Origin of the sequence: Haloterrigena sp. KLK7, assembly GCF_037914945.1 — an archaeon.
Lineage (GTDB): Archaea > Halobacteriota > Halobacteria > Halobacteriales > Natrialbaceae > Haloterrigena > Haloterrigena salinisoli.
Genome location: NZ_CP149790.1, coordinates 160,310 through 183,473 on the forward strand (window position 1 = coordinate 160,310; position 23,164 = coordinate 183,473).

General features: G+C 65.3%; 14 protein-coding genes. 9 read left to right on the forward strand and 5 right to left on the reverse strand.

Annotation, left to right across the window (positions count from 1 at the left end; translation table 11 throughout):
* Positions 1-296 precede the first annotated feature (296 nt).
* Positions 297-1,127 carry a formyltransferase family protein gene (locus WD430_RS22345; protein ID WP_339106371.1) on the forward strand — a complete coding sequence of 277 codons (831 nt, stop codon included), beginning with the start codon at positions 297-299 and terminating at the stop codon, positions 1,125-1,127.
* A gap of 266 nt (positions 1,128-1,393) precedes the next feature.
* Here the strand turns inward: WD430_RS22345 and WD430_RS22350 are convergent, their stop codons facing one another.
* Together WD430_RS22350 and WD430_RS22355 are read right to left on the reverse strand one after the other, a co-directional pair.
* Entirely contained in the window at positions 1,394-3,007 is a 1,614-nt protein-coding gene (locus WD430_RS22350) for an alkaline phosphatase family protein (RefSeq protein WP_339106372.1), read from the reverse strand.
* Between the two features lie 219 nt (positions 3,008-3,226).
* Positions 3,227-4,237 (reverse strand): GNAT family N-acetyltransferase, encoded by a 1,011-nt coding sequence (locus tag WD430_RS22355; RefSeq protein ID WP_339106373.1) that lies wholly within the window; start codon positions 4,235-4,237, stop codon positions 3,227-3,229.
* Positions 4,238-4,621: 384 nt separating this feature from the next.
* Between WD430_RS22355 and WD430_RS22360 the strand changes: the two genes are divergently transcribed.
* From WD430_RS22360 to WD430_RS22370, 3 genes are all read left to right on the forward strand, one after another.
* Positions 4,622-6,373, forward strand: a complete 1,752-nt coding sequence (locus WD430_RS22360; RefSeq protein ID WP_339106374.1) for a DUF1616 domain-containing protein — start codon at positions 4,622-4,624, stop codon at positions 6,371-6,373.
* 394 nt (positions 6,374-6,767) lie between these two features.
* Entirely contained in the window at positions 6,768-7,892 is a 1,125-nt protein-coding gene (locus tag WD430_RS22365; protein ID WP_339106375.1) for a CARDB domain-containing protein, read from the forward strand.
* Positions 7,893-8,292: 400 nt separating this feature from the next.
* Positions 8,293-9,354 carry a CARDB domain-containing protein gene (locus WD430_RS22370; protein WP_339106376.1) on the forward strand — a complete coding sequence of 354 codons (1,062 nt, stop codon included), beginning with the start codon at positions 8,293-8,295 and terminating at the stop codon, positions 9,352-9,354.
* A 292-nt stretch (positions 9,355-9,646) separates the two neighbouring features.
* On the opposite strand, the gene WD430_RS22375 is transcribed toward WD430_RS22370, so the two are convergent.
* Positions 9,647-10,576, reverse strand: a complete 930-nt coding sequence (locus WD430_RS22375; RefSeq protein WP_339106377.1) for a glycosyltransferase — start codon at positions 10,574-10,576, stop codon at positions 9,647-9,649.
* A gap of 211 nt (positions 10,577-10,787) precedes the next feature.
* Here WD430_RS22375 and WD430_RS22380 point away from each other — a divergent pair, with 211 nt between their 5' ends.
* From WD430_RS22380 to WD430_RS22395, 4 genes are all read left to right on the forward strand, one after another.
* A complete protein-coding gene (locus WD430_RS22380; RefSeq protein ID WP_339106378.1) occupies positions 10,788-12,593 on the forward strand; it encodes a hypothetical protein in 1,806 nt (601 codons plus the stop codon).
* 815 nt (positions 12,594-13,408) lie between these two features.
* Positions 13,409-15,586, forward strand: coding sequence for a hypothetical protein (locus tag WD430_RS22385; protein WP_339106379.1), 2,178 nt, complete (start codon positions 13,409-13,411; stop codon positions 15,584-15,586).
* A 123-nt stretch (positions 15,587-15,709) separates the two neighbouring features.
* A complete protein-coding gene (locus WD430_RS22390; RefSeq protein ID WP_339106380.1) occupies positions 15,710-17,500 on the forward strand; it encodes an asparagine synthase-related protein in 1,791 nt (596 codons plus the stop codon).
* A 217-nt stretch (positions 17,501-17,717) separates the two neighbouring features.
* Positions 17,718-19,187, forward strand: a complete 1,470-nt coding sequence (locus WD430_RS22395) for a flippase (protein WP_339106381.1) — start codon at positions 17,718-17,720, stop codon at positions 19,185-19,187.
* Between the two features lie 244 nt (positions 19,188-19,431).
* Here the strand turns inward: WD430_RS22395 and WD430_RS22400 are convergent, their stop codons facing one another.
* Complete coding sequence (locus tag WD430_RS22400; protein WP_339106382.1) at positions 19,432-20,469, reverse strand: GNAT family N-acetyltransferase; 1,038 nt, start codon at positions 20,467-20,469, stop codon at positions 19,432-19,434.
* A 264-nt stretch (positions 20,470-20,733) separates the two neighbouring features.
* Between WD430_RS22400 and WD430_RS22405 the strand changes: the two genes are divergently transcribed.
* Positions 20,734-21,849, forward strand: a complete 1,116-nt coding sequence (locus WD430_RS22405; protein ID WP_339106383.1) for a DUF354 domain-containing protein — start codon at positions 20,734-20,736, stop codon at positions 21,847-21,849.
* A 304-nt stretch (positions 21,850-22,153) separates the two neighbouring features.
* Here WD430_RS22405 and WD430_RS22410 read toward each other — a convergent pair whose 3' ends face one another.
* Complete coding sequence (locus WD430_RS22410; protein ID WP_339106384.1) at positions 22,154-23,122, reverse strand: polysaccharide deacetylase family protein; 969 nt, start codon at positions 23,120-23,122, stop codon at positions 22,154-22,156.
* Positions 23,123-23,164 lie beyond the last annotated feature (42 nt).

Sequence of the window (23,164 nt, forward strand, 5' to 3'; positions counted from 1 at the left end):
CGTCCCGCCCTCGAGTGTGTCGTTCGAACTGTATCAGCCGACGCCACGGAATCACCGTGTCGGTCGTTCTAACCGTACCCTACCCGAATCCGATCCGGTAGTCCGGACTCGGCCGTCCGAACGCTCACAGTCGATGCGTCGGGTTCGTTGCGCTGACGGGCGGTCCGCGGTCCGTCTACGGCGACCATACTAAAGACGCGTCTCGGAATACGATCGGCCAGCAATGGTAGTCACGACAACTGACGGCATCGCGTTCGGCCCGTCGGCACCGACCGACGGCGCCGCCACCGAGCGCCATGAGTGACGACGGCCTCTCGATCGGACTCCTCCTCGCCGAACCGGCGATGGAGCGATGGGCCCTCGAGGCCGTCGAGCGGGCCCGTCGGGACGCCGACGCCTCGGTCGATTTCGTGGTCCTGCCCGCCGACGAGGACAGCGCAGACGCTGACGGTCCGATCGATGCGATGGAGCGATACGTCACGTCCGCGCTCGAGTACGGCGCGTGGACGCCCGTGCTGGGCTGGCACCGGCTGGTGAACACGCCGGAGCACTACGAGAAGGTGCCGATCGACGACCTCGAGTGGATCGACGACGCGGAGGTCGTCCGCGCGCGTCCGGAGCCCGCCGACGATTTCGGACAGCGGCTTCCGGCCTCGGTCGTCGATCGCATCGAGTCGGCCGGCATCGATCTCCTGTTCCGGCGCGGGTTCGGGATCCTCAAGGGCGACGTGCTGACGGCGCCGACCCACGGCGTCCTGAGCTACCACCACGGCAACGTCAGGGACTACCGGGGTCGCCCCCCCGGCGTCTGGGAGTACGCGAACGACGAACGGTCGGCCGGGATCACGCTCCAGCGACTGACGCCGACCCTCGACGGCGGGGAGATCGTCGTCGAGAAGACGGTCGACATCGGCGACTGTCGGACGTGGCAGGCGGTCGAAGATCGACTGTTCGAGCGCTCGACGGAGATGCTGGCGACCGCCTGTACCCGACTCGAGGACCCGTCGTTCGAGACGACGAAACCGGACGATCTCGGGCCGCTGTACACGTGTCCGGACGCGCTCGAGACGGTACAGATCGAACTCAAGAATTCCAAAGGGAAGCTGCTGAACAACATTTCCGGCTAGCGCGGTTCGCGCTCGCTTCGTTTTCGTTCGCTTCGACGACCGTTTGTTCTGTCCTCGCTCGCTTCGACGATCGTTCGCTCCGTCCTCGTTCGCTCCCCTCTTCTCGGTTCCGAGCGTTCGCTCACGCTCCGTCGACTCGACGCCCGTCCTCGCGAGGAGACTCTCGTTTCACCGCCCGATCCGGCGACGTGTCGCTCGGTCCGAGTCGGGGTCCGTATCGCTCGAATCGATCGTCCGCACCGGTGCCGCTTCGGTCGTCGATTCGGTCACTCGAGGTAGCCGAGGTCCGCCAGCCGCTTCTCGACCCCCTCGTCGGCCGTCTCGACCGACCGATCGGCGTCGAGTCGGGGATAGGATCGCGTGCCGGCCGGCTCGACACAGGGGAGCGGTTCGCCGTCCATCCGCTCGTCGTACGGGACGCCGAGCGTCGACAGGACGGTCGGCGCGACGTCGAAGAGGTGGGCGCTTCCGACGCCGGCGGCGGGGTCGATCGCCTCACCGCGGGCCGCGATCGTCCCGTCGCGTTTGTGGTTCCACGGTTCGCTCGGCGGCCCGAACTGCTCGTCGAGCAGGGTCGCCGACAGGAAGTGATCGAAGTCGGCCGGGACGGTCACGACGTCGACGGCGTCCTCGATCTCGGGGCCGTGAAAGACTTCCTCCCGCGGTCGGACCGCCTCGAAGACGGGCTCGCCGTCGGGGGTCGTCACCGAGCGCAGTTCGTCGATGAGCCGAGCCCGGACCTCCTCGTATCGCTCGGGCGGGACGACGCCGTCGGGCTCGCGACCCTCGAGGTTGATGCGAACGCCGAGTTCGATTCGCGAGCGCACGTACGCGGCCGATTCGGGGAAGTCGACCTGCTCTGCGCCCGCGTTGACGAGCCCGTTCGGGACGCGGGCCGCGACGAGGTCGGCGATCCCGAGCCGCTCGAGGACGCCACCGATCCGCTGGCTCGTGAGCCCGAATCCGGCGGCGGTCGCCATCGCCCGTTCGGCGACGCCGGGGTCGTAGCTCGTGTCGTCCCGACCTCGCTTGAGGTTCCCGTCGCGAACCGTCGCCCACGTCGGCATGCCGTCTCCGCCGCGCTCGGTCGCGACGAACCCCTCCTCGCGGAGAAACTCGTTGGCTCGAAACTCCACGCCGTCGTACGGTCCCATCCCGTGGTCGCTGGCGATAATCACGTTCTCCGGATCGTGGGCCTCGATGATCTCCCGGAGCTCTCGGTCGACCGCGCGGTAGATCGAGCGGATCGCTTCCTCGTCGTTCGGCCGCTCGTGGAAGATCGAGTCCGTCGCCTGGAACTCGACGAACCCGAACTCGGGGTCGTCTCGGTCGGCCAGGTAGCGAAACGCCTCCCCGCGCATCCGCACGCAGTCGCTGTAGGCCCGCCCCAGATCGTCGACGTCCTCGTCGGGATAGACGCGGTACTCCCCGATCTCTTCCCGGACCTCCTCGAGTAGCCCGTCGGGATGGCAGTCGGGGTCTTCTGGCGCGGTATAGCCGGGGATCAACGTGCCGTCGAACTCCCGGGGCGGGTGCGTGACGGGGACGTTGACGACCGCGCTCGTGATTCCGTGGCGGTCGAGCAGTTCCCACAGCGACCGCTCGCGGACGTCGGTAGCGTTGACCACGTCCCAGTCGTAGCCCTCGAACCGCAGGAATCCGTAAACGCCGTGTTTACCGGGGTTCATCCCCGTGTACAGCGACGGCCACGCGGAGGCCGTCCACGGCGGGATCTGTGACTCGAGCGGGCCGCTCGTCCCGGTCCGGTAGATCGACTCCAGCGTCGGCACCTCGCCGTCGTCGAACAGCGGCGACAGGACCCGATCGCAGGCCGCGTCGATGCCGACCAACAGCGTTTGGAGTGAGGATCGGTCCTTCATAGGGCTGGCTCCGTCCCGTTTACCCTTCGTTATGGAGAAAATTATCGCCGACAATATCTCACTTTCCGAACACGGTTCGGTCGGCTTCGACGCCGAAACCCGAACGGAGCCGACGTCCCGGATACATAGCTCCGTACCGACGCCAGAATAGGATCTCGTCTCTCACTTCGACTACCTGAACCGGAGTCGGCCGATCCGGACGCCACCGCCCGTCGCGGACTACTTGACGCTATCGTACAGCGAGGCGATCGTTCGCATTCCCCAGCTCCCGTACTCGAGGCTGTAGTAGGTCCGCAGCTCGGGGTTGAACTTCGCCTTGTACCGGTTGATACGACGGGTCTCGGCGCCGACGAGATCGTACGTCTCGAGTCCGTTCTCGAGGCCGTCCTCCATGATCGCCCAGTCGAGCAGGTCGTTGGTCGGCACGTCGACGTCGGCGTCGGTCCGGACGCCGCCCATCCATCGGCCCACGGTGTCGCCGTACTCCAGCGCGAGGATGCCACCGACGAACTCGCCGTCGACGCTCAGCGTATACGGTTTGACGCGGCCGTTCTCCGACCGGTCGGCGAGATCGAGGACGAACTCGACCGGCACATCGAAGTCGATCCCCTGGGACTCGTACCGGTTCTCGACCTGCTCGTGGATCCGTCGAATCTCCGCGGGACCGCCGACCTCGATCTCGTAGGCGTCCTCGTCGGCGTTGCGGATGTTGCTCCGCGCGTCGCTGCTGAACGTCATCAGCAGCTCTTCCTCGTCGGGCGTGAGATCGACGCCGTAGGTGTACTCCGGCGTCGCGTCGAACTCCTGCCACTTGAACGGCCGCGAGTCCTCGAGGGCCGGCGACGTGCGGACGTGGCCGTACTTGGGATCCAGTTCGGACTCGATCCACTCGAAGCACCCGTCCATGAAACGCTGTCGACGCCGCTCGCGCTTCCGTTGTTTCAGCTTGCCCATGTTCAGGAAGGCCGGACCGAGATAGGGGACCCGGAGGCTCGGCGGCGGCGAGAACGCCGTCGTCACGAACTGCTTGTCGATCTCGAAGACCGGGAAGAGCCCGACCGGCTCCTGTCCCTTGAACCCGATCAGCGGGTGTACCGCCGCGTCCGAGTGCTCGGCCTGGACCCGCAGCGCCTCGAGCTCGTGACACAGGGTCCCCTGGGGAGACTGGTCGACGTAGCCGTTCCACCGCTCGAGGTCGTCGTCCGTCGCGATACGGACGTCGATGCTCATGGGTTCGACCCTCCGGTTCCGGTCGCCGGACTCGATTCGCTGGGTACGCGTCTCATGAGCGATGACTCTCTTCATGGCTACTTTGTAAGCATCCTATTACGGTCTCTCCGGCCCGCAGTTCGCCCGTCCTATCCGTTCTCGAGACGAGTGAGTTCCGCGGTCGTCGGTTCCGTCGATACGCGCCCGTCCGCCGCTCGACCGGTAATCGACTCGGAGATCCCAACCGCCCGGACCGAGGCGTCGTGGGCGGTCATCGTCCGGTCCGCGGCGACCGCTCGCTGCGCCCCGTTCGGTCGGGACGATTCGTTCCGCATTCCCTGACTCTCGTTATCTGACCAATAACAATGGCTGGATCAACCGAGTCACCGATAAGCAGGAAGTACAATGAAAGGACTTCCGTTTCAGCCGTTCGCGGTGATCCGACGGCAGAGCAAGCGCCTCGCCGCGGACGTTCCGTGGGACCTGATCGGCGTCGTCTGCTTTGCCGCCGCCGCGACCGCTCTCATTACGATACTCGACGTCTCGTCGCCGCTGGTGCGGGCAGCGGTCGGAATCCCGCTGTTATTTCTCGCCCCCGGCTACGTGACCGTATCGGCGCTGTTTCCGCGCGCGACGACCGCTCGCGGGTCGAGTGTCGACACGCGAATCCCGGTTCGGCAATCGCGGGAACTGACCGACGTCGAGCGCGCGGCGCTCTCGTTCGGAATCAGTTTCGCGCTCCTGCCGCTACTGGGACTGGCGATCATCACGTCCTCGTGGGCCCTCTCCGGCTCGGTCGTCGCGTTCTTCGTCACCTGTTTCGTCGCGGTCGGCGCCGCCGTCGCGACCGTCCGGCGGCTGCTCGCCCCCGAGTCCGAACGGTATCGGGTCGGGTTTCGCTCCCAGTTCGCGGCGGCTCGGGCCGCCCTGTTCGACGGCGAATCGACGCTCCACGCCGCCGTCAACGTCGCGCTCGTACTCAGTATGATCGTCGCGGTGACGGCCGTCGGGTACGGGCTCGTCTCCCCTCAGCAGGCCGAGCAGTACACGGACCTGCAACTGCTCACCGAAAACGAGTCGGGAGAGCTCGTCGCGTCGGGCTATCCCGAGGATCTCGAATCCGGCGACGCGGTTCCGCTGGTCGTCGCTCTCGACAACCGGGAGGGCGAGGCCATGAACTACACGGTCGTCGTCCAGCAACAGCGAGTCGAGGACGGCGAGGTGGTCGAACGGACCGAGTTACAGCGGTTCGACACCGCGGTCGACGACGGCGAGACCGCAGAAGAGGAGGTAACGCTCAGACCGACGGCGACCGGCGACGACGTTCGGATCTCCGTACTGGTGTTTACCGAGGACGTCCCGGAAACGCCGACCTACGACGACGCCTACCGGCACGGTCACATCTGGACCACCGCGACCGCGGATTCGGACGTCGGCGCCGACACCGACCTCGAGTCCGGTGACGGTGAGAACGAGTCCGATGGCGGAGACGAGAACGAGTCCGATGGCGGAGACGAGAACGAGTCCGATGGCGGAGACGAGAACGAGTCCGATGGCGGAGACGAGAACGAGTCCGATGGCGGGAACGGAACCGACGCCGGAGACGAGAACGAGACTGACGACGCCGATGAGGACGGCGGCGACGATCCGTTCGACTTCGGTGACGGTGACGATGGTCCGTTCGACTTCGGCGACGGATCCGGGGACGCCGACAACGGGTCGGACAACGGATCTGACGGAGACGGCGACACTGACGGCAGTTTGGACAACGAATCTAGCGGAGATGGCGGTAGCGACGACGGATCTGGCGGCGGCGGAGACGGAGGTAGCGATGACGGATCCGGCGATGGCGGAGATGGCGGTAGCGACGACGGATCTGGCGATGGCGGAGATGGTGGTAGCGACGACGGATCTGGCGATGGCGGAGATGGTGGTAGCGATGACGGATCTGGTGATGGCGGAGATGGCGGTAGCGATGACGGATCCGGCGATGGCGGAGATGGCGGTAGCGATGACGGAGATGGCGGCGGCGGAGATGGCGGTAGCGATGACGGGTCCGGCGGCGATGGAGGTGGCGGCGATGGAGGTGGCGACGACGGATCCGGTGACGGTTCCACTGACGGGGACGATGGGACGAGTAACGAAACCGATGGGTGATCGCGTTCGGTAGCGAATCGGCGTTCGGTTTCGAGTCAGTACCGATCGTTCTCGAGCCGCGAGGGCAGACTCAGGCACTATCGATGACCCAGCGGAGAGTCGCTTCGACCAGCAGTCGCGACTCGCGTGGGGCACTGCGACGGGCGGTCGCCCCGGAGTCCGTCGCCGGCCTCACTCGAGGCTAGTCGGTCGCGAGTCGACCGTCGCTAGCCGCCCCCTTACTGCGCTCCATTGCTACGGGACGCCCCGATAGTTGCTCCTCGACCCCGCCGGTCGCGAACCGCTCTCAGGCTCCGAAACCGGTGGAGAGACGGTTAATTGCCTCCATAACAATGACTCTCCGAGTGACTGTTTTCGGTACGGACTATTCGACTACCTACGCACCTCAGAACACATGTCACCAATCGATAAGATTCCCGCGATCGGAACGGATTCAGTCACCACCGCGCTCGTAGTGATCGCCCTGATTACGGCCGGAGCGACGGTCGGTACCGGCTCCGTTGCGGCCCAATCCGCACAGTCGGGCGGGGACGAATACGCGGTCGTACAGGACGGTGAGTGTTTCACCATCGAAGCGTTCGGCGACGGCTCACAGTCAGTCGAGGAGTTCTACGACTACCGAACCCCGGAGACCGAGCCCAGCTCGTATCTGTACGGATCCTTCGGAACGCAAGAGCTCCAGGAGGACGATACGAGCAATCTCTTCCTGTACAACGGCAGTGAGGGCACCAGTCTCGTGGTCGTCCACGATCAGGTCGAGGGGAACTCGTCGGGCGCCGCCGTGACGATGCAGTTCGACGGGTTGCCCGAGGACGGCGAGTGGGCCGTCGAGGACGACAATTACAGCGAGCACCTCGGTGACGGTCCCTTCGACGAATTCGAACGCGACGGCACGTCGAGTCGCGCCACCTGGGTCTACACCGACAACCGATCTGACGGCGGTGCGTTCCGCGGCCTCGAGGGCGATACCAACGTGACGATCGATCCCGCGTTCAACGACGACGCCGACTTCCGGCTGTACGAGGGCCAGATCACCGAGTGGAGGGCGCTCTCACCGACCGACGATGGGTACGAGGAAACGTCGCTCGACATGGACGAGCCGGTCGAGATCCGGTCCGGTTCGTGTACGTCCGTTACGGCGACCGACCTGGAGACGGACGAATCGGTGTCGGCGGGCGACGACCTCGGGATCGAAGCCACCGTCGAGAACGACGGCGCTATGAACGGGACGTTCGAGGTCCCGATCACCGTCGACGGCGAGGTCGTCGACGAACGCGAGGTGACCCTCGAACCCGGTGAAACGACGACGGTATCGACGACGGTGACCCTCGAGGAAGCGGGAACGTACACCGTCGGCGTCGCGGGCGAGACGACCGAGGTGACCGTCGACGGCGAGGGCGGATTGGACGTCGACGGCGAGGGCGGATTGGACGAGGAACTGCCCGGATTCGGCATCGGTAGTACCATCGCGGCGCTGGCGACACTGCTCGCGCTCTCGCTCGCACGGTATCGACGGTAGCGGTCCGCGATAGGAGGTCTCGTCTCCGCGTTCCGACTCGACTCGAATCCCGTTCTTCGACGTCGGTGCGGGAGTTCGACCGTCGACGGCTCGCCGGTTCTCGCTCGAGTCGCCCGGATCGACGATCCGTATCGCTTGCTCCGTTCCTCCCGTCGAATGGGCCGACTAATTCGCGGCGGGAACCACAGACGGGCTCCCGTTCGGACTCTCACCGCGGTTTTCACCGAGGACAGCAGCACCTCGCGAATACCGGTACCGTAACGGAAACACGACATTAAATTCAGCCCGTACTATTCTCACGCATACAAGTAATATATATCATATATTGGGTAGAATACCCGAGCGAGAAATACTGTCATAACAATCTACGTGATCCACATCGGCAGGGCTGTAGCGAACGATGACACAGGACGATACTCTCGTACGGAAGTCGGTTCTCACGACGGTCGTTGTGGTTATCGCGTTCACGCTCGCCGCGCCGTTCGGCACGGCGACGGTCGGAGCGACCACCACGCCACCGTCAGATACGGACGAATACGCGGTCGTACAGGGTGACGAATGTTATACGATCAAACCGATCGGTGACGGCCACCTGACTGCCGAGGAGTTCTACGACTACCGGGACCCGGATACGGAGCCGAGTTCGCACTCGTATAGTTCACACGGGACGCGGCATCTTCAGGAGAACGACGCCAGTCTCCTCTTCCTGCACGAGGGGGGTGACGGCCTCAGTCTCGGCGTCGTCCACGACCGGCACGGCGGCGGCTCGGAGGGCGGTGCGGCGACGATGACCTTCACTGACCTCCCCGAAAACGGCGAGTGGGTCGTCGAGGACGACGCCTACGCCGACCGCGACGACGAGTTCAGCCATCGGAACGGCTCGAGTCGCATCACGTGGGTCTACGGTGCAAACCGGACCGACGGCGGCGTGTTCAACGGCGGCCTGGACGACGAGTTCTCGATCACGATTCAGCCCCGGTTCAACGAGGATGCCGCTTTCCAGCAGTACGACGGCGAACTCACCGATTGGCAGGTGATCTCGGGCAACAGCACCGGACACGAGCGAATCTCGCTTAACATGAACCAGCCGATCGAGATCCGGTCCGGCGGCTGCACCTCGTACGCGGTCTCGGAGCTCGACATCGACGAGTCGGTGACTACCGGCGAGTCGACCGCGGTCGAAGCGACCGTCGAGAACAACGGCGTGTACGCCGAGACGTTTACCGTCCCGATCACCGTCGACGGTGAAGTCGTCGACGAACAGGAGGTGACCCTCGAACCCGGCGAGACGGCGACCGTGTCCTCGTCCGTGACTCTCGAGGAAGCGGGAACGCACACCGTCGGCGTGGCGAACGAAACGATGGACGTGACTGCGGATGATGGCGAGCAACTGCCCGGATTCGGCGTCGGCGTGGCGCTGGCGGCACTACTGATCGCATTCGTCGCTCGCGTCCGCCCGTAACGGAGCGCCTTTTCTCTCCGCTCGAGTTTCGAAGACGATTACAGTCGAAGCAGGGCGAACGCCTCCGAGTTCAGTCATGGGATGAATCCCGTGACCGCTATTATCAGTGGTACTACGCTCTCCGGTACCGAGTTCCGGACAAGGACGTCCGAGACCGCTGTCCGGAACGACTTCAGCCGTGGGAGAAGTCCCGCGTCCGATTGCTCCGCAAAAGCGCTCACCGAGACGGTAGCGTCCCGATAGAACAACGAAACCGTTCGCCCGATCGCACTCGAGCGGCGCCCGAGCCGTCCTAGTCAGCCCGGCCGGCGACGTCCCGATAGACGTCGTGTATCCGATCGGCCATCCGGTCCGTGCTGATCTCGTCGGCGTGGTCGCGCCCGTTCGAGCGCTCCCCTCGGTTGAGAATCGCGCTGAGCGCGAGTCGGAGCTCCCGGTCGTTCCGACAGACCTCCGACGGCGTCACGCCCTCGAGACGCTCCCGGACGTCCCCGACGTCGACGGAGACGACGGGCAGGTTGCAGGCCATCGCCTCCTTGACCACGTTCGGCGACCCCTCGCGTTCGGAGGTCAACAGGAGACAGTCGGCGGCGTTCATGTACAGCGGCATCTCTTCGTGTGGAACGTCCCGGGCCGTCCGGAGGTACACCGGCTCCGAGACGTCCTCGCGGACGTCCTCGACGATCCGTTCCGCGCGCGGGTAGTTCTTCACCGTGCGTTCGGCCTTGTACGGGAAGAGGACGTGCTTCGCGTCCGGCTCCCAGCCGAGCCGATCGATCGCCTCGGACCGGGCCATCGGCTCGAACAGATCGAGGTCGATCCCGTGGGGAATCACGTGGCAGTCCGCTCCGAGGTCGCGTTTCATCCCTTCGGACATGACGATCGTCGCGTCGCAGAAGTTCGCACAGAACTCGCTGATCCATCCGAGGTCGCCGTCCAGGTCCGTCCCCCACAGCGACAGCACGACGGGGAGCCGCGGTTGTGCCAGCGCGAACGGTGCCGTGAGGCCGTAGTTGGCGTGAACGAGATCGTACGACCCGAGCGATTCCTTCAGTACGGTCGGGTGAAAGCGCAGGTAATCGATCACCGAGCGGCTCGAGTCCGCCGTTACCGTTCCCGGTACCGAGACCGTCGTACACTCCACGCCGCGATCCTCGAGGGCCTCGACCTGGAGCTCGAACGGCGGCGAGTTCTCCTTCGATGTCAGGTTCAGAACGTTCATCGTCCTCTGAGAGTCTCTCTTCGAAATACGCGGACCGGACGGTTTGTTATGTCGCGACTGAGAGCGGCCGCCGGTCGCGGTCGTCGTCGACCGACGACCGTCACCGAACCGGCGTCGAACGGCGGCCGTCGGTCGAGCCGGATATCTGGTGACTAGAGACATTCATCGGCGCCATAACAAGGTGCGTACGAGTGGTGGTCTCGGCCGATCAATGGCACACGCGCGTTCGCGCCCGATAGCGTTGGAAGACAGCGGACTGCTCGCGATCGGCTTTCTCGCCCTCGCCGGAGCCGTTCTCGCGGCCCACTCGTCGCCGGCCACGGGGTACGAGCTCTCGCTGTACTCGGGGACACCACTGTCGTTCTGGCTGCTGTTCGGCTGCGCCGTCTCGATCGCGCTGGCCGTCGGGTTCCGGGCGGCCACCGTCTGGAGCCGGCGGATCGCGCTCGTTCTCACCGGCGGCGCGCTCGCGGTCTTCGTCGGCCTCCCGATCCTCCGCGGCTATCGGTTTTACGGGGCCGGTGACGCGCTCACGCACCTCGGATGGATACGCGGAATCAAGTGGGGGACGTTCGAGCCGCTCGAGTTGCGGTATCCGGCGATACACACGGTTTCGAATCTCATCTCGGTCACGCTCGGGATCGACCTCGCGCAGGCGTCGCTGCTGCTGATCGTTCTCCTGTCGTGTCTGTTCGCCCTCTTCGTGGCGCTCGCGACGTCGGTCCTGTTCGAGAATCGGTTCAGCGCGGTAGCCGGTGCCTTCGGGGCGTTTCTCCTGTTGCCGGTCACGAATCTCAGTACGTTCATCGTCCTGCACGCGATGACGCAGGCGATCCTGTTCTCGTCGGTCTCGGTCTATCTGCTCCTGAAGTACGTCCGGAACGATCACTCGCCCGACGGGTCTTCCGGCGTCGGGTGGCTGCTCGCGATCACGTCGGTGGCGATGGTCGTCTACCACCCCCAGCTCGCGGCGCACTTCCTGGTGATGTTCATCGGGATCGTCGCGGTCCAGTATCTGTACCGACGGTATCGTCCCGACCACCCGATCGCGGAGCATCAGTCGATCGTCGGACAGAGCGTCGTGCTCCTCACCGCCTTTCTCGTCTGGATCGCGAACCACGGCTTCTTCGGCGACGTCGTCGGATACGCCATCTCGAGCGCGGCGGCGTACTTCTTCGGGGGCGGAGACGCCGCGTCGTCCGTCGACTCCCAGAGCTCGTCGCTCAGCGAGATCGGCGCCACGCTCCTCGAGATGGTCGTGAAACTGCTCGGGCCGAGTCTGCTCTTCGGCCTCCTCGCGTCGCTCCTCGTGCTGGCGGCGCTCCTGAACGACGACCTCACTCGCCGGACCGACGGCGTGCTCCCGTACTTCGTCGTCAGTATGATCGGCCTCGCGGGCCTCTTCGGACTGTACTTCTTCGGCTCGTACTCGGCGATGTACTTCCGCGTCTTCGGGCTGATGATGCTGTTGACCACGATCGCGGGGGCGGCCGCGATCGCGTACGGGATGCAGTCCGTTTCCGAGAACTACTCGATGACCGCCGTCTACAGCGTCGTGGTCGTCGGCTTCGGAGTCGTGTTACTGCTCTCGTTGCTGGTCGTGTACCCGTCGCCGTTTATCTATCAGGCCTCGCCGCACATCACCGACGCGTCGCTCGAAGGTCACGAGACCATGTTCGAGCACAACGACGAGGAGGTTCCGTTCGTCGGTATCCGCTCGGGGCCGCATCGCTACGAGGACGTCACGCACGCGAAGTACGATCGCACGCTTCCATATGCCGGCATTTCGGGCGAGGAGATCGAGGAGGGAATATCACGACAGTACGAGAGCGACAGATATCTCACGGTGACGCAGTCCGACCGGGAACGAGAGGTGGTCTCGTATAAGGAGCTGCGGTACACGGAGGACCAACTCGAGTCGATCTCGTCCCAGCCCGGCGTCAATCGGGTCCAGTCGAACGGCGAGTTCGAGCTGTACTACGTCCACGGGACGGCCAACGGCTCCTCGGACAGCTAGACGGGGCCACCGCGCGCGTTTCCGCGACCGACGCGGCGGTGACTGCGCTTCGAACGACCTCGTTCTCTCGGACTCGAGTCCGTCGTGGCCGGCGGTCGAACCGATACGGCGGACTCGCGACGCTGACTCGCCCGTCCGATGGCGTCGGCTCCTCGGTCTCGTCACGTGATGCTCTAGCCTGGTGCCGCCTCCGATCGCCCGACTGCAGCGTCGCGCGACATCCCGGTGCTGCGGGACGATCGGGTCGCCGCCTCGCGGGCGCCCGACGCGACTCGGTGGACGGGCGCTGGGCGTCCCGATCGGTTCGACGGCCGTTCGCGACCCGCGCGGGTGAGGCGGCATCGTCGCGCGTCCACTGCACCGTCGTACCGACCGTCGTCGACTCGCGGTCGACGGTCGGGCACACTCGGTCCGAGTCCGTTCCCGGATCCTGACTGTCGACGTTTCGTGACGCTGGGAACCGGATCTCTGCCCCGAAGGAACGGCGAGCGGTCGCCGGTCGATCGCGATCCCGACACGCTCTAGTTTCTGTGATTGTATTATGTTCGTGCCTATCCATTCAGGGAATCTTGATGTATGCGGAATACCCATTCACAGAAAATTATATTTCCCGGAAACGAGACGGAAAACTTATAATGGTTAACTTCAGCTTAACGTGATACATGGCACGCGAACCTGAAGATCAGGGAATCTTAAATTCCACTGACAAGAGAACTACTGGTGCGGAAGACGACGGTAAGAGTCCGTTACTGGACCGACGGTCGTATCTCAAACTGACTGGAGCGACCGCCGCCTCGGCCGTGGCGGCGACCGGCATGACCAGCGCGGCTAACGACTACGACGTGATCGAAGTCGGCGCCGGCGAGACGTTCCGGAAGGACCTCTCCAGCGGCGAGACGTGGGAGAACGTCCTCATCGACATTACGGCGCAGGGCGCCAGCTACCGAATCACGGCGACGGCCGACAACTGGGCGATCCGGAACGTCGGTATCCGCGGGCAACTCGACTCGACGCCCGGTTCGCAGAACTTCGTCGTCTCCGTCCCCAGCAGCGGTGCGAGCGGTCTCATCGAGAACGTCTACCTGCCGGGAACGTCGTACTCGCGGTCCACGTCGCCGTTCCCCTCGGGGATCTACGTGCACTTCAACCACGCGGGCGACCTCGAGGTCAGGAACTACTACGCCGCGAACCTCCCCTCGCACGGGATCTACGGGAGCGACCCCGGGAATCGGAACAACAACGGGAACGGCGGAACGGTTCGTATCCACGATTCGTACGTCGCGGACACCGAAAACTCCGGGTTCCGTATCGGATCGGACGGTTCGTACGTCGACAACTGCGTCTCGTTCAGGACCGTCCGCGGCCTGTGGTCGCGGTGGGCGAACACCGAGGCCCGCGGCTGTGACTTCGGCGACAACAACACCGACATCGTCGTCGGGCAGTCGGGCTACAGCCAGTCGTCGACGGTCACCCTCGACGGAACCACGTGCTTCGGGTCGGTCATCGAGGCCAACGGGAGTCTGAACGGGAGTTCGGCCGGCACTCCGGAGGAGCGAATCCCTGAGGGTTGTCCCGAGACGGCGGAAGCGGCGGCGAGCGGCGGCCAACCCGTGAACCTCGAGGACCTCCCCGAAAACACGCTGACGATCACCGGACAGGGCGAACCGACGAAGTATCACTTCGAGACCTCCGGCGAGCTCGCGCAAAATCCCGAGCGCGGCGATCTGCAGCGCCACGACGCCATCGACGGCACGACCGCCAGCGGCTGGGTGACGCGAACGAACAACGTCGACGGCTACCGGTTCGACGGCGAACTGGTCGACCTCGGCTTCGATCAGGGCGTGGCGACCGTCACAGTCAACGGTCAGGAGGTCGATCCCGCCGACTACGGCGTCGACGCCAGCGAAGCCGATTCGGAGCCCGAGGCCGATCACACGCTGACGATCACTGGCCAGGGCGAACCGACGAGGTATCACTTCGAGACCTCCGGCACGATCGAACGCAATCCCGAGCGCGGCGACCTGCAGCGCCACGACACCATCGACGACACGACCGCCAGCGGCTGGGTGACGCGAACGAACAACGTCGACGGCTACCGGTTCGACGGCGACCTGCTCGAGGTCGGCTTCGAGCAGGGCGCGGCGACCGTCGAACTCGACGGCGAGGAGATCGATCCCGCCGACTACAACGGAGAAGCGGCGCTCGACAACCTCCTGCTGGTCGACGGCGTCGGCACCTCCGGCGGCACGCGCTACGAGTTCGCCGTGAGCGGTGCGGCCGAGAAGTCCGACGAGAAGGGTGCGACGATCGACGACGCGGACGTCATCGACAGCGGCACCGTCACGGGCTCCGTCGCCGGCTGGCGCGACGCCTTCCGCTTTAGCGGTGACCTCGAGGATCTCACCGTCGACGGTTCGGCGCGCGTCTACGTCAACGGCGAGCAGGTCGATCCGAGCGACTACGGCGCGGAGCGACCCCACGTGCTGACCGTCGTCGGCAACGGTTCGCCCGCGAACTACGAGGTGACCGTCGACGGGACGATCGATAAAGCGCTCGGCGACGGTTCCGACGAGACCGCGATCCGCTCGGAGACCGTGGCCGAGGGCTCGATCGAACGCGGCGTCCAGCGGTTCCGGTTCTCCGGGACGATCAGCGACTTCACGTTCGTCGAGGGCTCGGCGCACGTCTACGTCGACGCGGAGCGTCTCGATCCGGACGAGATCGGTGACGCCGATCTGCTGCCGCACGCGATCGTTATCGACGGCACCGAGGCCGACGGCGAGTCGACGTACTCGTTCGAAATCACCGGTGACGTGATCGCGTCGAACTACCGCGACGCCACGGTCGACGAGGACGACGCCATCGAGGGGACGTCCGTCACTGCCGCCGTCGACAGCGGACTGGACGCCTACTGGTTCGACGGTGATATCGTCGACTTCCGCCTCGCCGGCGACGCCGATGTCGACGTCGAGTACGACGTTCGCAGCCAGTAACTGTCCGGCGACGGGTTGCGACTGTTTTACGGCTCCGATCGACGAGGTTATGCACCGAATTCCGGCGGTGCCGCGGCGTAACATCGTCCATTACAATGCCGCGCATCGGCGTCACATCCGTCGATGACTGGTATTGTCGGCGGGACGGCGTCGAAACCGACGATCGACGGGATGCTCGACTCGCTCTATCGAGAGGACTGGTATTCCCTCGAGCGTCGTTCGTCGGACGCGTTCGGTCTCGGCGTCGCTCACCACGGTCGAAAGGATCCTCAGAGCGGGACGATTCACTGCGGCGACCGCGTTCTCGGAGCGATTTACGGCGTCGTCTCCAACGCGGCGGCCCTCCCGTGGACGTCGGCCGAACTGCTGCGCGGCGTCGTCGACTCGCCCGATGCAGTCCTTCCGAAACTCGAGGGACCGTTCCTCATCGCGGCGATGGACCGCGAGACGGGGACGATCCGCGTCGCGACCGACAAGGCCGGGAGCCGGCCGTGTTACTACACCGACGGCGATGGATTTCACTTCGGCTCCGAACTCAAGCCGCTGCTCGAGGGCGTTTCCTCGCCGACGGTCGACCGCCAAGCGGTGAGCGACCTGTTACTGCTGGGGACGGTGATCGGCGAGAAGACGATCCTCGAGGACGTCGCCAACCTCCCGCCTGCGACGTATCTCACCTACGCCGACGGGACGGTCGAGACGACGCGCTACTGGACCCCCGAGGCTCGGGAGGATCGCGGCGAGGAGTACGTCCGCGGATGGATTCGCCGATTCGAGGACGCGATGGACGATCTGATCGGGACCGTCGACGGTCCGACCGGGCTCTGGCTGTCCGGCGGGCTGGACAGCCGGGTCGCCGGCGCGACGCTGCGGCGCCTCGACGCCGACTTCGAGACGCTCACCTACGACAACGGGCTCCAGGGGGACAACGAGGTCGCGCCGCGCGTCGCCGACCGCCTCAGCGTCCGACACCGACAGATCACGGACGGGATGGGATCGCCCGACGAGTTCATCGAGAGCATCGAGCGCTGCGTCGACTGTAACGACGCGATGCAGTCGTGGGCGTACGTCCCGGCGCTGTCGTTCATGTTCCACGGCCTCGCGGACACCGCCGACGTCGTCATGGAGGGCGGCACGTTCCTCGGCGAAGACGTCTGGTCGCACTACCTCGAGAACGACGTCTCGCCGGAAGAGACGCTGTACCGCAAGCGAAAGCAGCTCTCGGCGGAACGGGTCGCCTCGATCGTTCCGGCGATCGACGATCCGCGCCGGTCCCTTCGCGCGGAGGCCGCCCGGACCAGCGGCGACGACGACGCGCGCCGCTCGTGCGACGCCATGCGCCGGTTCTACTCGTACCTCCACCGCCGCAGTAACGTGATCCAGCGCAGCCAGGTCGGTACGCGGTCGATCAGCGACGGCGCGGTGCTGTCCCACGCGGTCGATATGCCCGCCGAACTCCGGATGCAGACCGTCCCGGGGACCGATGGCCGGGTACCGCTCGGCGTTCCGCCGATCAAACTGCACGTCACTCGGGCGCTCGACATGGGGCTCGACGAGATCGAATACGAGCGGACCGGCGTCGCGCCGGCGCGGTCGTACTGGCTCCACGCCGCCGGCTTCGTGGGTAAACAACTCGCGAACCGCTTCACCGACGACTCGCCCGGGCCCTACGTCGCCCGCTACCGGCGAAACGAGCGAATTCGGTCGTTCATCGACGGCCTCGTCGACGACGCTCGCGACCGGCCGTTCTTCGACGGCGACGAACTCCTCGAGCTTCGAGAACAGCTCTCCGCCGGTGAGTCGGCCAATTTGACGCCGCTGGCGGCGGTGGTCGGGCTCGAACTCTGGCTCCAGCGCCACGTCGACCCGCTCGAGCGCTCCGCGGCGTCGCAGTCGGTCCCTGCATCGACCCGGTGAGCGCCGGGTTCTCCGCCGATCGTAGGACCCCGCTACGGTTCCACATCTGGCCGGTAACGAGGCTGTAGGGATTAAATAGGGCCATAACAATGCGTCGTACGGGCCTTCCTTGCGATAGAGATAATGAGACAGCCGCATCATCGACGTTCTCGCGCACGGTCCTCGCGCATCGCTCGTCGACGGAACCCGTTCGAAGACCGTCGCCTCCAGGCACTCAATGTCCGTCACTGAGAAGATCGCCGCCGGGGTCAAGGTGACGTTCCTCTCCCGCGCGGTGAACATGGGCGTCAACGGCCTCCTCATCTTTCTCCTCTCGAGCGTATTGCTCGACCCCGGCGGCTACGGGCTGCTCTTCCTCGCCATCTCGATCATCGGCGTGGCCCAACTGTTCGGCGATCTCGGCCTCGCGCGGTCCGCGGCGCGGTACATCGCCGAGTTCAAGGAGTCGGACCCGAGCCAGGTACCCCACGTCCTCTCGATCTCGCTGCGGTATCGGCTGCTCCTGATCGGAGGAACCGTGCTGGCGATCGTCCTCACGCGAGACGTCATCGCGAGCACGCTCGACGAACCCCGTATCGGAACGCTGCTACTCATCGGGGCGGGGCTGCTCGCGTTCAGGTCGCTGCACACGTTCAATACCGTCGCCTTCCAGGGGTTCAACGCCGTGGAGTACAGCGCGGTCGTCAATATCGTCAACTACCTCGGACGGCTCGCGCTCGTCGTCGGGTTCGTCGTGCTCGGGTGGGGCGTCGCCGGCGCGCTGCTCGGCTACGTGGTCGGGGCGGCCATCGCGACCGTCCTCGGGCTGTTCCTCCTGTACACGCGGTTCTACCGCGAGCACGAGGTCAGCGACGCGCCCGAGGCGGGGCTTCGACGCCGCATTCTCGAGTACAGCGTTCCCCTGACGGTCTCGCGGAGCGCGGGCATCATCGCCGCACGGATCGACACCATTCTGATCGGGTTCTTCATGAACCCGGTCGCCGTGGGGTTCTACACGCTGGGGAAGCAGATCTCGGAGTTCGTGCTGGCGCCAGCGGGCTCGATCGGATTCGCCGTCTCGCCGACGTTCGGGGAGGACAAGGCAAACGACGAACTGGACCGCGCCGCGCGGCTCTACGAGACGACGGTTCAGTACGTCCTCCTGCTGTACGTCCCCGCGACGATCGGCATCCTCGTGATCGCGGAACCGGCCATCCTGCTGGTGTTCGGCCAGGAGTACGCCGGCGCGGTGCCCGTGGTTCAGGTCCTCGCGCTCTTCGTCTTCGTCCAGTCGATCACGCTCGTCACGACCGACGTGCTCGACTTCCTCGGCCGGGCCCGGACGCGGGCGATCGCGAAGGGTCTCAGCTCGATCGCCAACTTCGGACTGAACATCGTCCTCATCCCGATCTACGGCGTCACCGGCGCGGCCGGGGCGACGGTGGCGACCTACAGCGCTTACGCCCTGGCCAACCTCTACATCGTTCACTCCGAACTCGATCTCCGGATCGGCCACATCCTCCGGATCGTCGCCGGTACGACCGCGATCTCGGCCGTGATGGGCGTGTGCGTCGTGATGCTGGCACCGCACGTCGGCGGTCTCGCCTCGCTGGTCGGCGTGATCCTCCTCGGCGCCGCGGTCTGGGCGGGCCTGGCGACGGCCAGCGGGCTCCTCGATCCCGAGGAAACCCTCTCGATGTTGACTTGACCGTCGACGAGCGGGCGGTCAGCAGTCACCTGTTCGGTCCGTCGCCCGAACGTACCGCGATGTCTCCCCGCGAGGTGGCCGTCCTTGCGGGTTCCGCTCGTCTAGTCTGCCGCGACGACAACGCTGCCGCCGATAGGCGGACACGGGCGTCAGACGAGTCTCGAACTGAAACGGCGTAGTCCGGCCGCGAAACGACGACGTCTATCCACGAACGTCGGACTGCAGAAGAATCGATCCCACACCGTTAGTTGCCCAGCGAACTGGCCTTGCTCAGCGATCCGGCCAGCTTCTGGTAGGTCGACTTCGCGAGTTCCATCTCGAGGCCGGACGACTCGACCACGTAGTACTGGCGCAGGTCGCTGTTGAACTTGGCCTTGTACTCACAGAGCCGTTCGGTGTTCGCGCCGACGAGATCGTAGCCGGTGACCGACTCGAGTTCCGGGTCGGTGAGGACGTCCTCCATGATGACCCGGTGGAGCAGGCTGTTGACGCTGACGCCCTCGTAGGTCTCGGTGACGCCGCCCTGCCAGAAGTACGCCTGGTCGGGGCCGTAGAGCACGACGACGCCGCTCTTGTACCGGCCGTCCGGCGTTCGCGCGACGTACACGCGCCACAGCTCGTCGGGGAGCGACGTGAGGAGGTCGCGCAGGAACGACCGCGAGATCGGCGGCGAATCGTCGTGTGCGCGGTACTGTTCGACGACGTCCTCGTAGATCCGCAGCGCCGAGTCGATCCCCTCCGTCTCGATCGAGAGATCCAGCTCGTCGAGTTTGCGCATCTCTCGCCGGAGGCTCTTGCTGAACCCCTTCATGACGGCCTCCATGGTCGTGTTCTCCAGGTCGACCAGGTAGGTGAACCGCGGCTCCAGCGAGAAGTCGTTCCAGCCGAACGGCCGGGGATCGGTGTACTCGAGGGGCGTGGTCATCCGGAACAGCGTCGTCCGATTGTCGACGTCGGTGTCGTCGATGACGGCCTCGGCCAGCTCGCGGTTAATCCGCTCTCGCTTTCGCCGCTTCGGGCTGTTCGGGTCGACGATCGGGCCGAGTCGGGGCACGCTGAACGAGATCGGCGGCGAGAGTACCGTCCGTCCGATCGGTCGATCGGTGACGAAGGCCGGAAAGAGGCCGACAGACTGCTGGCCCTTGTAGGCGCCGTACAGTCGCAGTTCGGCGTTCGTGTGGTCTTCGAGCACCGAGAGCGCCTCGGGTTCGTGAAACACTTCGTATCCGGACGCGGGGAGCGCGTCGCGCCACTCCTCGAGCCCGATACGGTTGACGTCCATACTACTTTCGCGTGTGTCAACGAGAGTCCTTGTTATGCGCTCGTTACGCCTGCGGTGAGAGTCTTCGGTTCCGACCGGATGACGGACGAACGAGGCCGTTCTCCGACCCGGATGCGTCGACCGATGTGGGGGTCCGAACTGCTGCTCGGCGCCGCATCTCGGTACGACGATTCGGCCGGTAGGACGCCGGAAGCTATCGGTACGAGGAACATAACAAACTCCGACACTTGTCTACGTTCCGTTTAGAAGAGGGTTCAATTCAAGATGAAATACCTGTTTTTCACGAATACGCCGGCCCACGTGCATCTGTATAAACACGCCGTCCAACAGCTCCGCAACCGAGGACACGAGGTACTCGTCCTCGCCCGGGACTACACCTGTACGGTCGATCTGCTCGAGTGGTACGACCTGCCCTACGAGATCTACGGCTACTGCGATACGTCGAAGGGCTCGCTGTTGAGCCGCCTGCCCGTCCACTACGTTCGCGCCATCCGGCACGCTCGCCGGTTCGATCCCGATCTCGTCTTCGGAATGGGCGGCTACGCGGCGCACACGGGTGCCGTGGTTCGAGCGCCGACCGTCCTGCTCATCGACTCCGAGCCGGCGTCGTTCGACCACACGATCTCGACCCCGTTCGCGCGCACTATCCTGACGCCGGACACGTTCCGGAAGGACCTCGGCGAGGATCACTACACGTTCCCCGGATTCAAGGAGTGCGCGTATCTCCATCCGGAGATCTACTCGCCGAACCTGTCGATCCGGGACCAGCTCGGCGTCGACGACGACCCGTACGTGATCCTCCGTCTCAACGCCTTCGGCTCGCAACACGACGTCGGCAAGGACGGCCTCACGAACGAGGACTGTCGGCGTCTCGTCAGGGAACTCAGCGACGACGCGACCGTCCTCGTCTCCGACGAGGGCAGCGGCGTCGACCTCGCGGGGCTCCCGGCACAGGAGTTCGACCTCCACCCCGCCCTGATGCACGACGCCCTCGCCGAAGCGAAGCTCCTGATCGCCGACACGCAGACGATGGTCACCGAGGCCGCGCTGCTCGGCACCCCGGCGATCCGGTCGAACTCGTTCGTCGGGGACGACGACATGGGGAACTTCCTCGAACTCGAGGAGCAGGAACTGATCTACAACGTCGCCGAGTTCGAGGGCATCCTCGAACTGGCGACGACGGTGCTTCGCGACGACAGTATCGAAGAAACGTGGCAACGCCGTCGCCGCGAGTTCCTCTCGGACAAGGTGAACCTCACCGACGTGATCGTCGACGTCGCGACGTCCCGCGGCTGCGTTACCGGCCTCGAGTCGGTACACGAGTTCGATCACAAGCCGGTCGCAGACTCGAAGCCGCCCGTCCACGTGGGTAGCGATTGACGCCCCTCGCTCGAGCGTTCGGGCGCCGCTCGAGAGAACCCTCTCCGCCCCTCGTCCTCGACGGTCGCGTCGGTATTGACCCGTGAGACGCGACCGAACGGTCACTGACTGCGGTTTCGGATCGCGTCGATACGCGTCTCGAATTCCGTTTTCTCTCGAATCCGATTCGGATCGGTCGACAGAAGCTCGATAGCCGCTCGCTCCGCTCGCTCGCCGGCGGCGGTTCGTCCCCGCTCGAGTCGCTCGGACGCGATCGGACCGGTCGTTCGGTGACGGTCGTCGATCGCGATCGACCCGCTCCGACTCAGTCGCCGGGCCCCGACACGCTCGACGCCGAGTGCAGCGACGATCCGGAGTCCGTCGAGCGATCGCGTTGCAGCGCCGCACAGAGGTCTCGAGGCGGGCCGACCCATGCGTCGTGATCGAGCGCCCACTCGACGAGCCACCGATAGAGCCGCCGGTAGCCCGGGAACTCCCGTTCGTTGAAGTACCGCGGATGCCAGAGCACGGTCATCACGGCGTCGTTGGCCGCGGCTTCGCGCAAGAGCCGCTCGCACGTCTGTCGGGCGGCCTCGAACTCGGCGTCCGGATCGGGCAGCGCCTGCTCCATGATCGTCAGCGGAAAGACCAGGAACTCGTCGTCGAACGGTCGCGCGGGCCGGTAGCCGTCCTGGAAGCCACAGCGCGTGCTCGAGCCGAGACTCGCGTCGTACTCGAGACCGATCGTTCGGTGATACTCCCACGTCTCGGGGATCGTCAGGTTCAGGTAGTGTTGCCGACCCCCGCTCACGGGGTGGCCGAGCACGTCCTCGAGGACCGCTTTCTCCTCGTGGAGTCGCTCCGGATCGTCCGCGGAGTGATAGGAGCCGTGCAGACCGACCTCCCAGCCGCCGGCGTCGAGATCGCGGATGACGTCGACGATTTCGGGATCGGTGACGTCGTACCGGCCCAGATGCTGGACCCAGTTCGCCGGCGAGAGCCAGTCCCGAACCGGTCGATCGGCCAGCAGGTGCTGTTCGTTGAGAAAGTAAAACGCCGATCGGACGCCCAGCTCGTCCTCGAGCGACGAGATCTCCTCGAACTGCCAATAGGGGTTGTCGTCCGAGAGGGCAGTTCGGAGGTGATATCGCGGTCGCTCCTGTGCGGCGTAGTAGAACGACCGGAAGCCCTTGTACGGTCGATCGACGTCGTGGGTCAGACAGAGCGCGAACTCCGCGTCGTCGGGGAGCGGAGCGCGCTCGCGCGGGAAGTCATCGTCGTTCTGGTCGGTCATTGGATATCCGTGGTGTCGCTATCGCGGTCCGCGATCGGCGAC

What these genes read in the sequence shown, in the direction of transcription:
- WD430_RS22405 (WP_339106383.1), top strand. Translation starts at nt 20,734, where the DNA reads ATGAAATACCTGTTTTTCACGAATACGCCGGCCCACGTGCATCTGTAT.
- WD430_RS22385 (WP_339106379.1), top strand. Translation starts at nt 13,409, where the DNA reads ATGACCAGCGCGGCTAACGACTACGACGTGATCGAAGTCGGCGCCGGC.
- WD430_RS22355 (WP_339106373.1), bottom strand. Translation starts at nt 4,237, where the DNA reads ATGAGCATCGACGTCCGTATCGCGACGGACGACGACCTCGAGCGGTGG.
- WD430_RS22400 (WP_339106382.1), bottom strand. Translation starts at nt 20,469, where the DNA reads ATGGACGTCAACCGTATCGGGCTCGAGGAGTGGCGCGACGCGCTCCCC.
- WD430_RS22345 (WP_339106371.1), top strand. Translation starts at nt 297, where the DNA reads ATGAGTGACGACGGCCTCTCGATCGGACTCCTCCTCGCCGAACCGGCG.
- WD430_RS22380 (WP_339106378.1), top strand. Translation starts at nt 10,788, where the DNA reads ATGGCACACGCGCGTTCGCGCCCGATAGCGTTGGAAGACAGCGGACTG.
- WD430_RS22350 (WP_339106372.1), bottom strand. Translation starts at nt 3,007, where the DNA reads ATGAAGGACCGATCCTCACTCCAAACGCTGTTGGTCGGCATCGACGCG.
- WD430_RS22360 (WP_339106374.1), top strand. Translation starts at nt 4,622, where the DNA reads ATGAAAGGACTTCCGTTTCAGCCGTTCGCGGTGATCCGACGGCAGAGC.
- WD430_RS22365 (WP_339106375.1), top strand. Translation starts at nt 6,768, where the DNA reads ATGTCACCAATCGATAAGATTCCCGCGATCGGAACGGATTCAGTCACC.
- WD430_RS22370 (WP_339106376.1), top strand. Translation starts at nt 8,293, where the DNA reads ATGACACAGGACGATACTCTCGTACGGAAGTCGGTTCTCACGACGGTC.
- WD430_RS22375 (WP_339106377.1), bottom strand. Translation starts at nt 10,576, where the DNA reads ATGAACGTTCTGAACCTGACATCGAAGGAGAACTCGCCGCCGTTCGAG.
- WD430_RS22410 (WP_339106384.1), bottom strand. Translation starts at nt 23,122, where the DNA reads ATGACCGACCAGAACGACGATGACTTCCCGCGCGAGCGCGCTCCGCTC.
- WD430_RS22395 (WP_339106381.1), top strand. Translation starts at nt 17,718, where the DNA reads ATGTCCGTCACTGAGAAGATCGCCGCCGGGGTCAAGGTGACGTTCCTC.
- WD430_RS22390 (WP_339106380.1), top strand. Translation starts at nt 15,710, where the DNA reads ATGACTGGTATTGTCGGCGGGACGGCGTCGAAACCGACGATCGACGGG.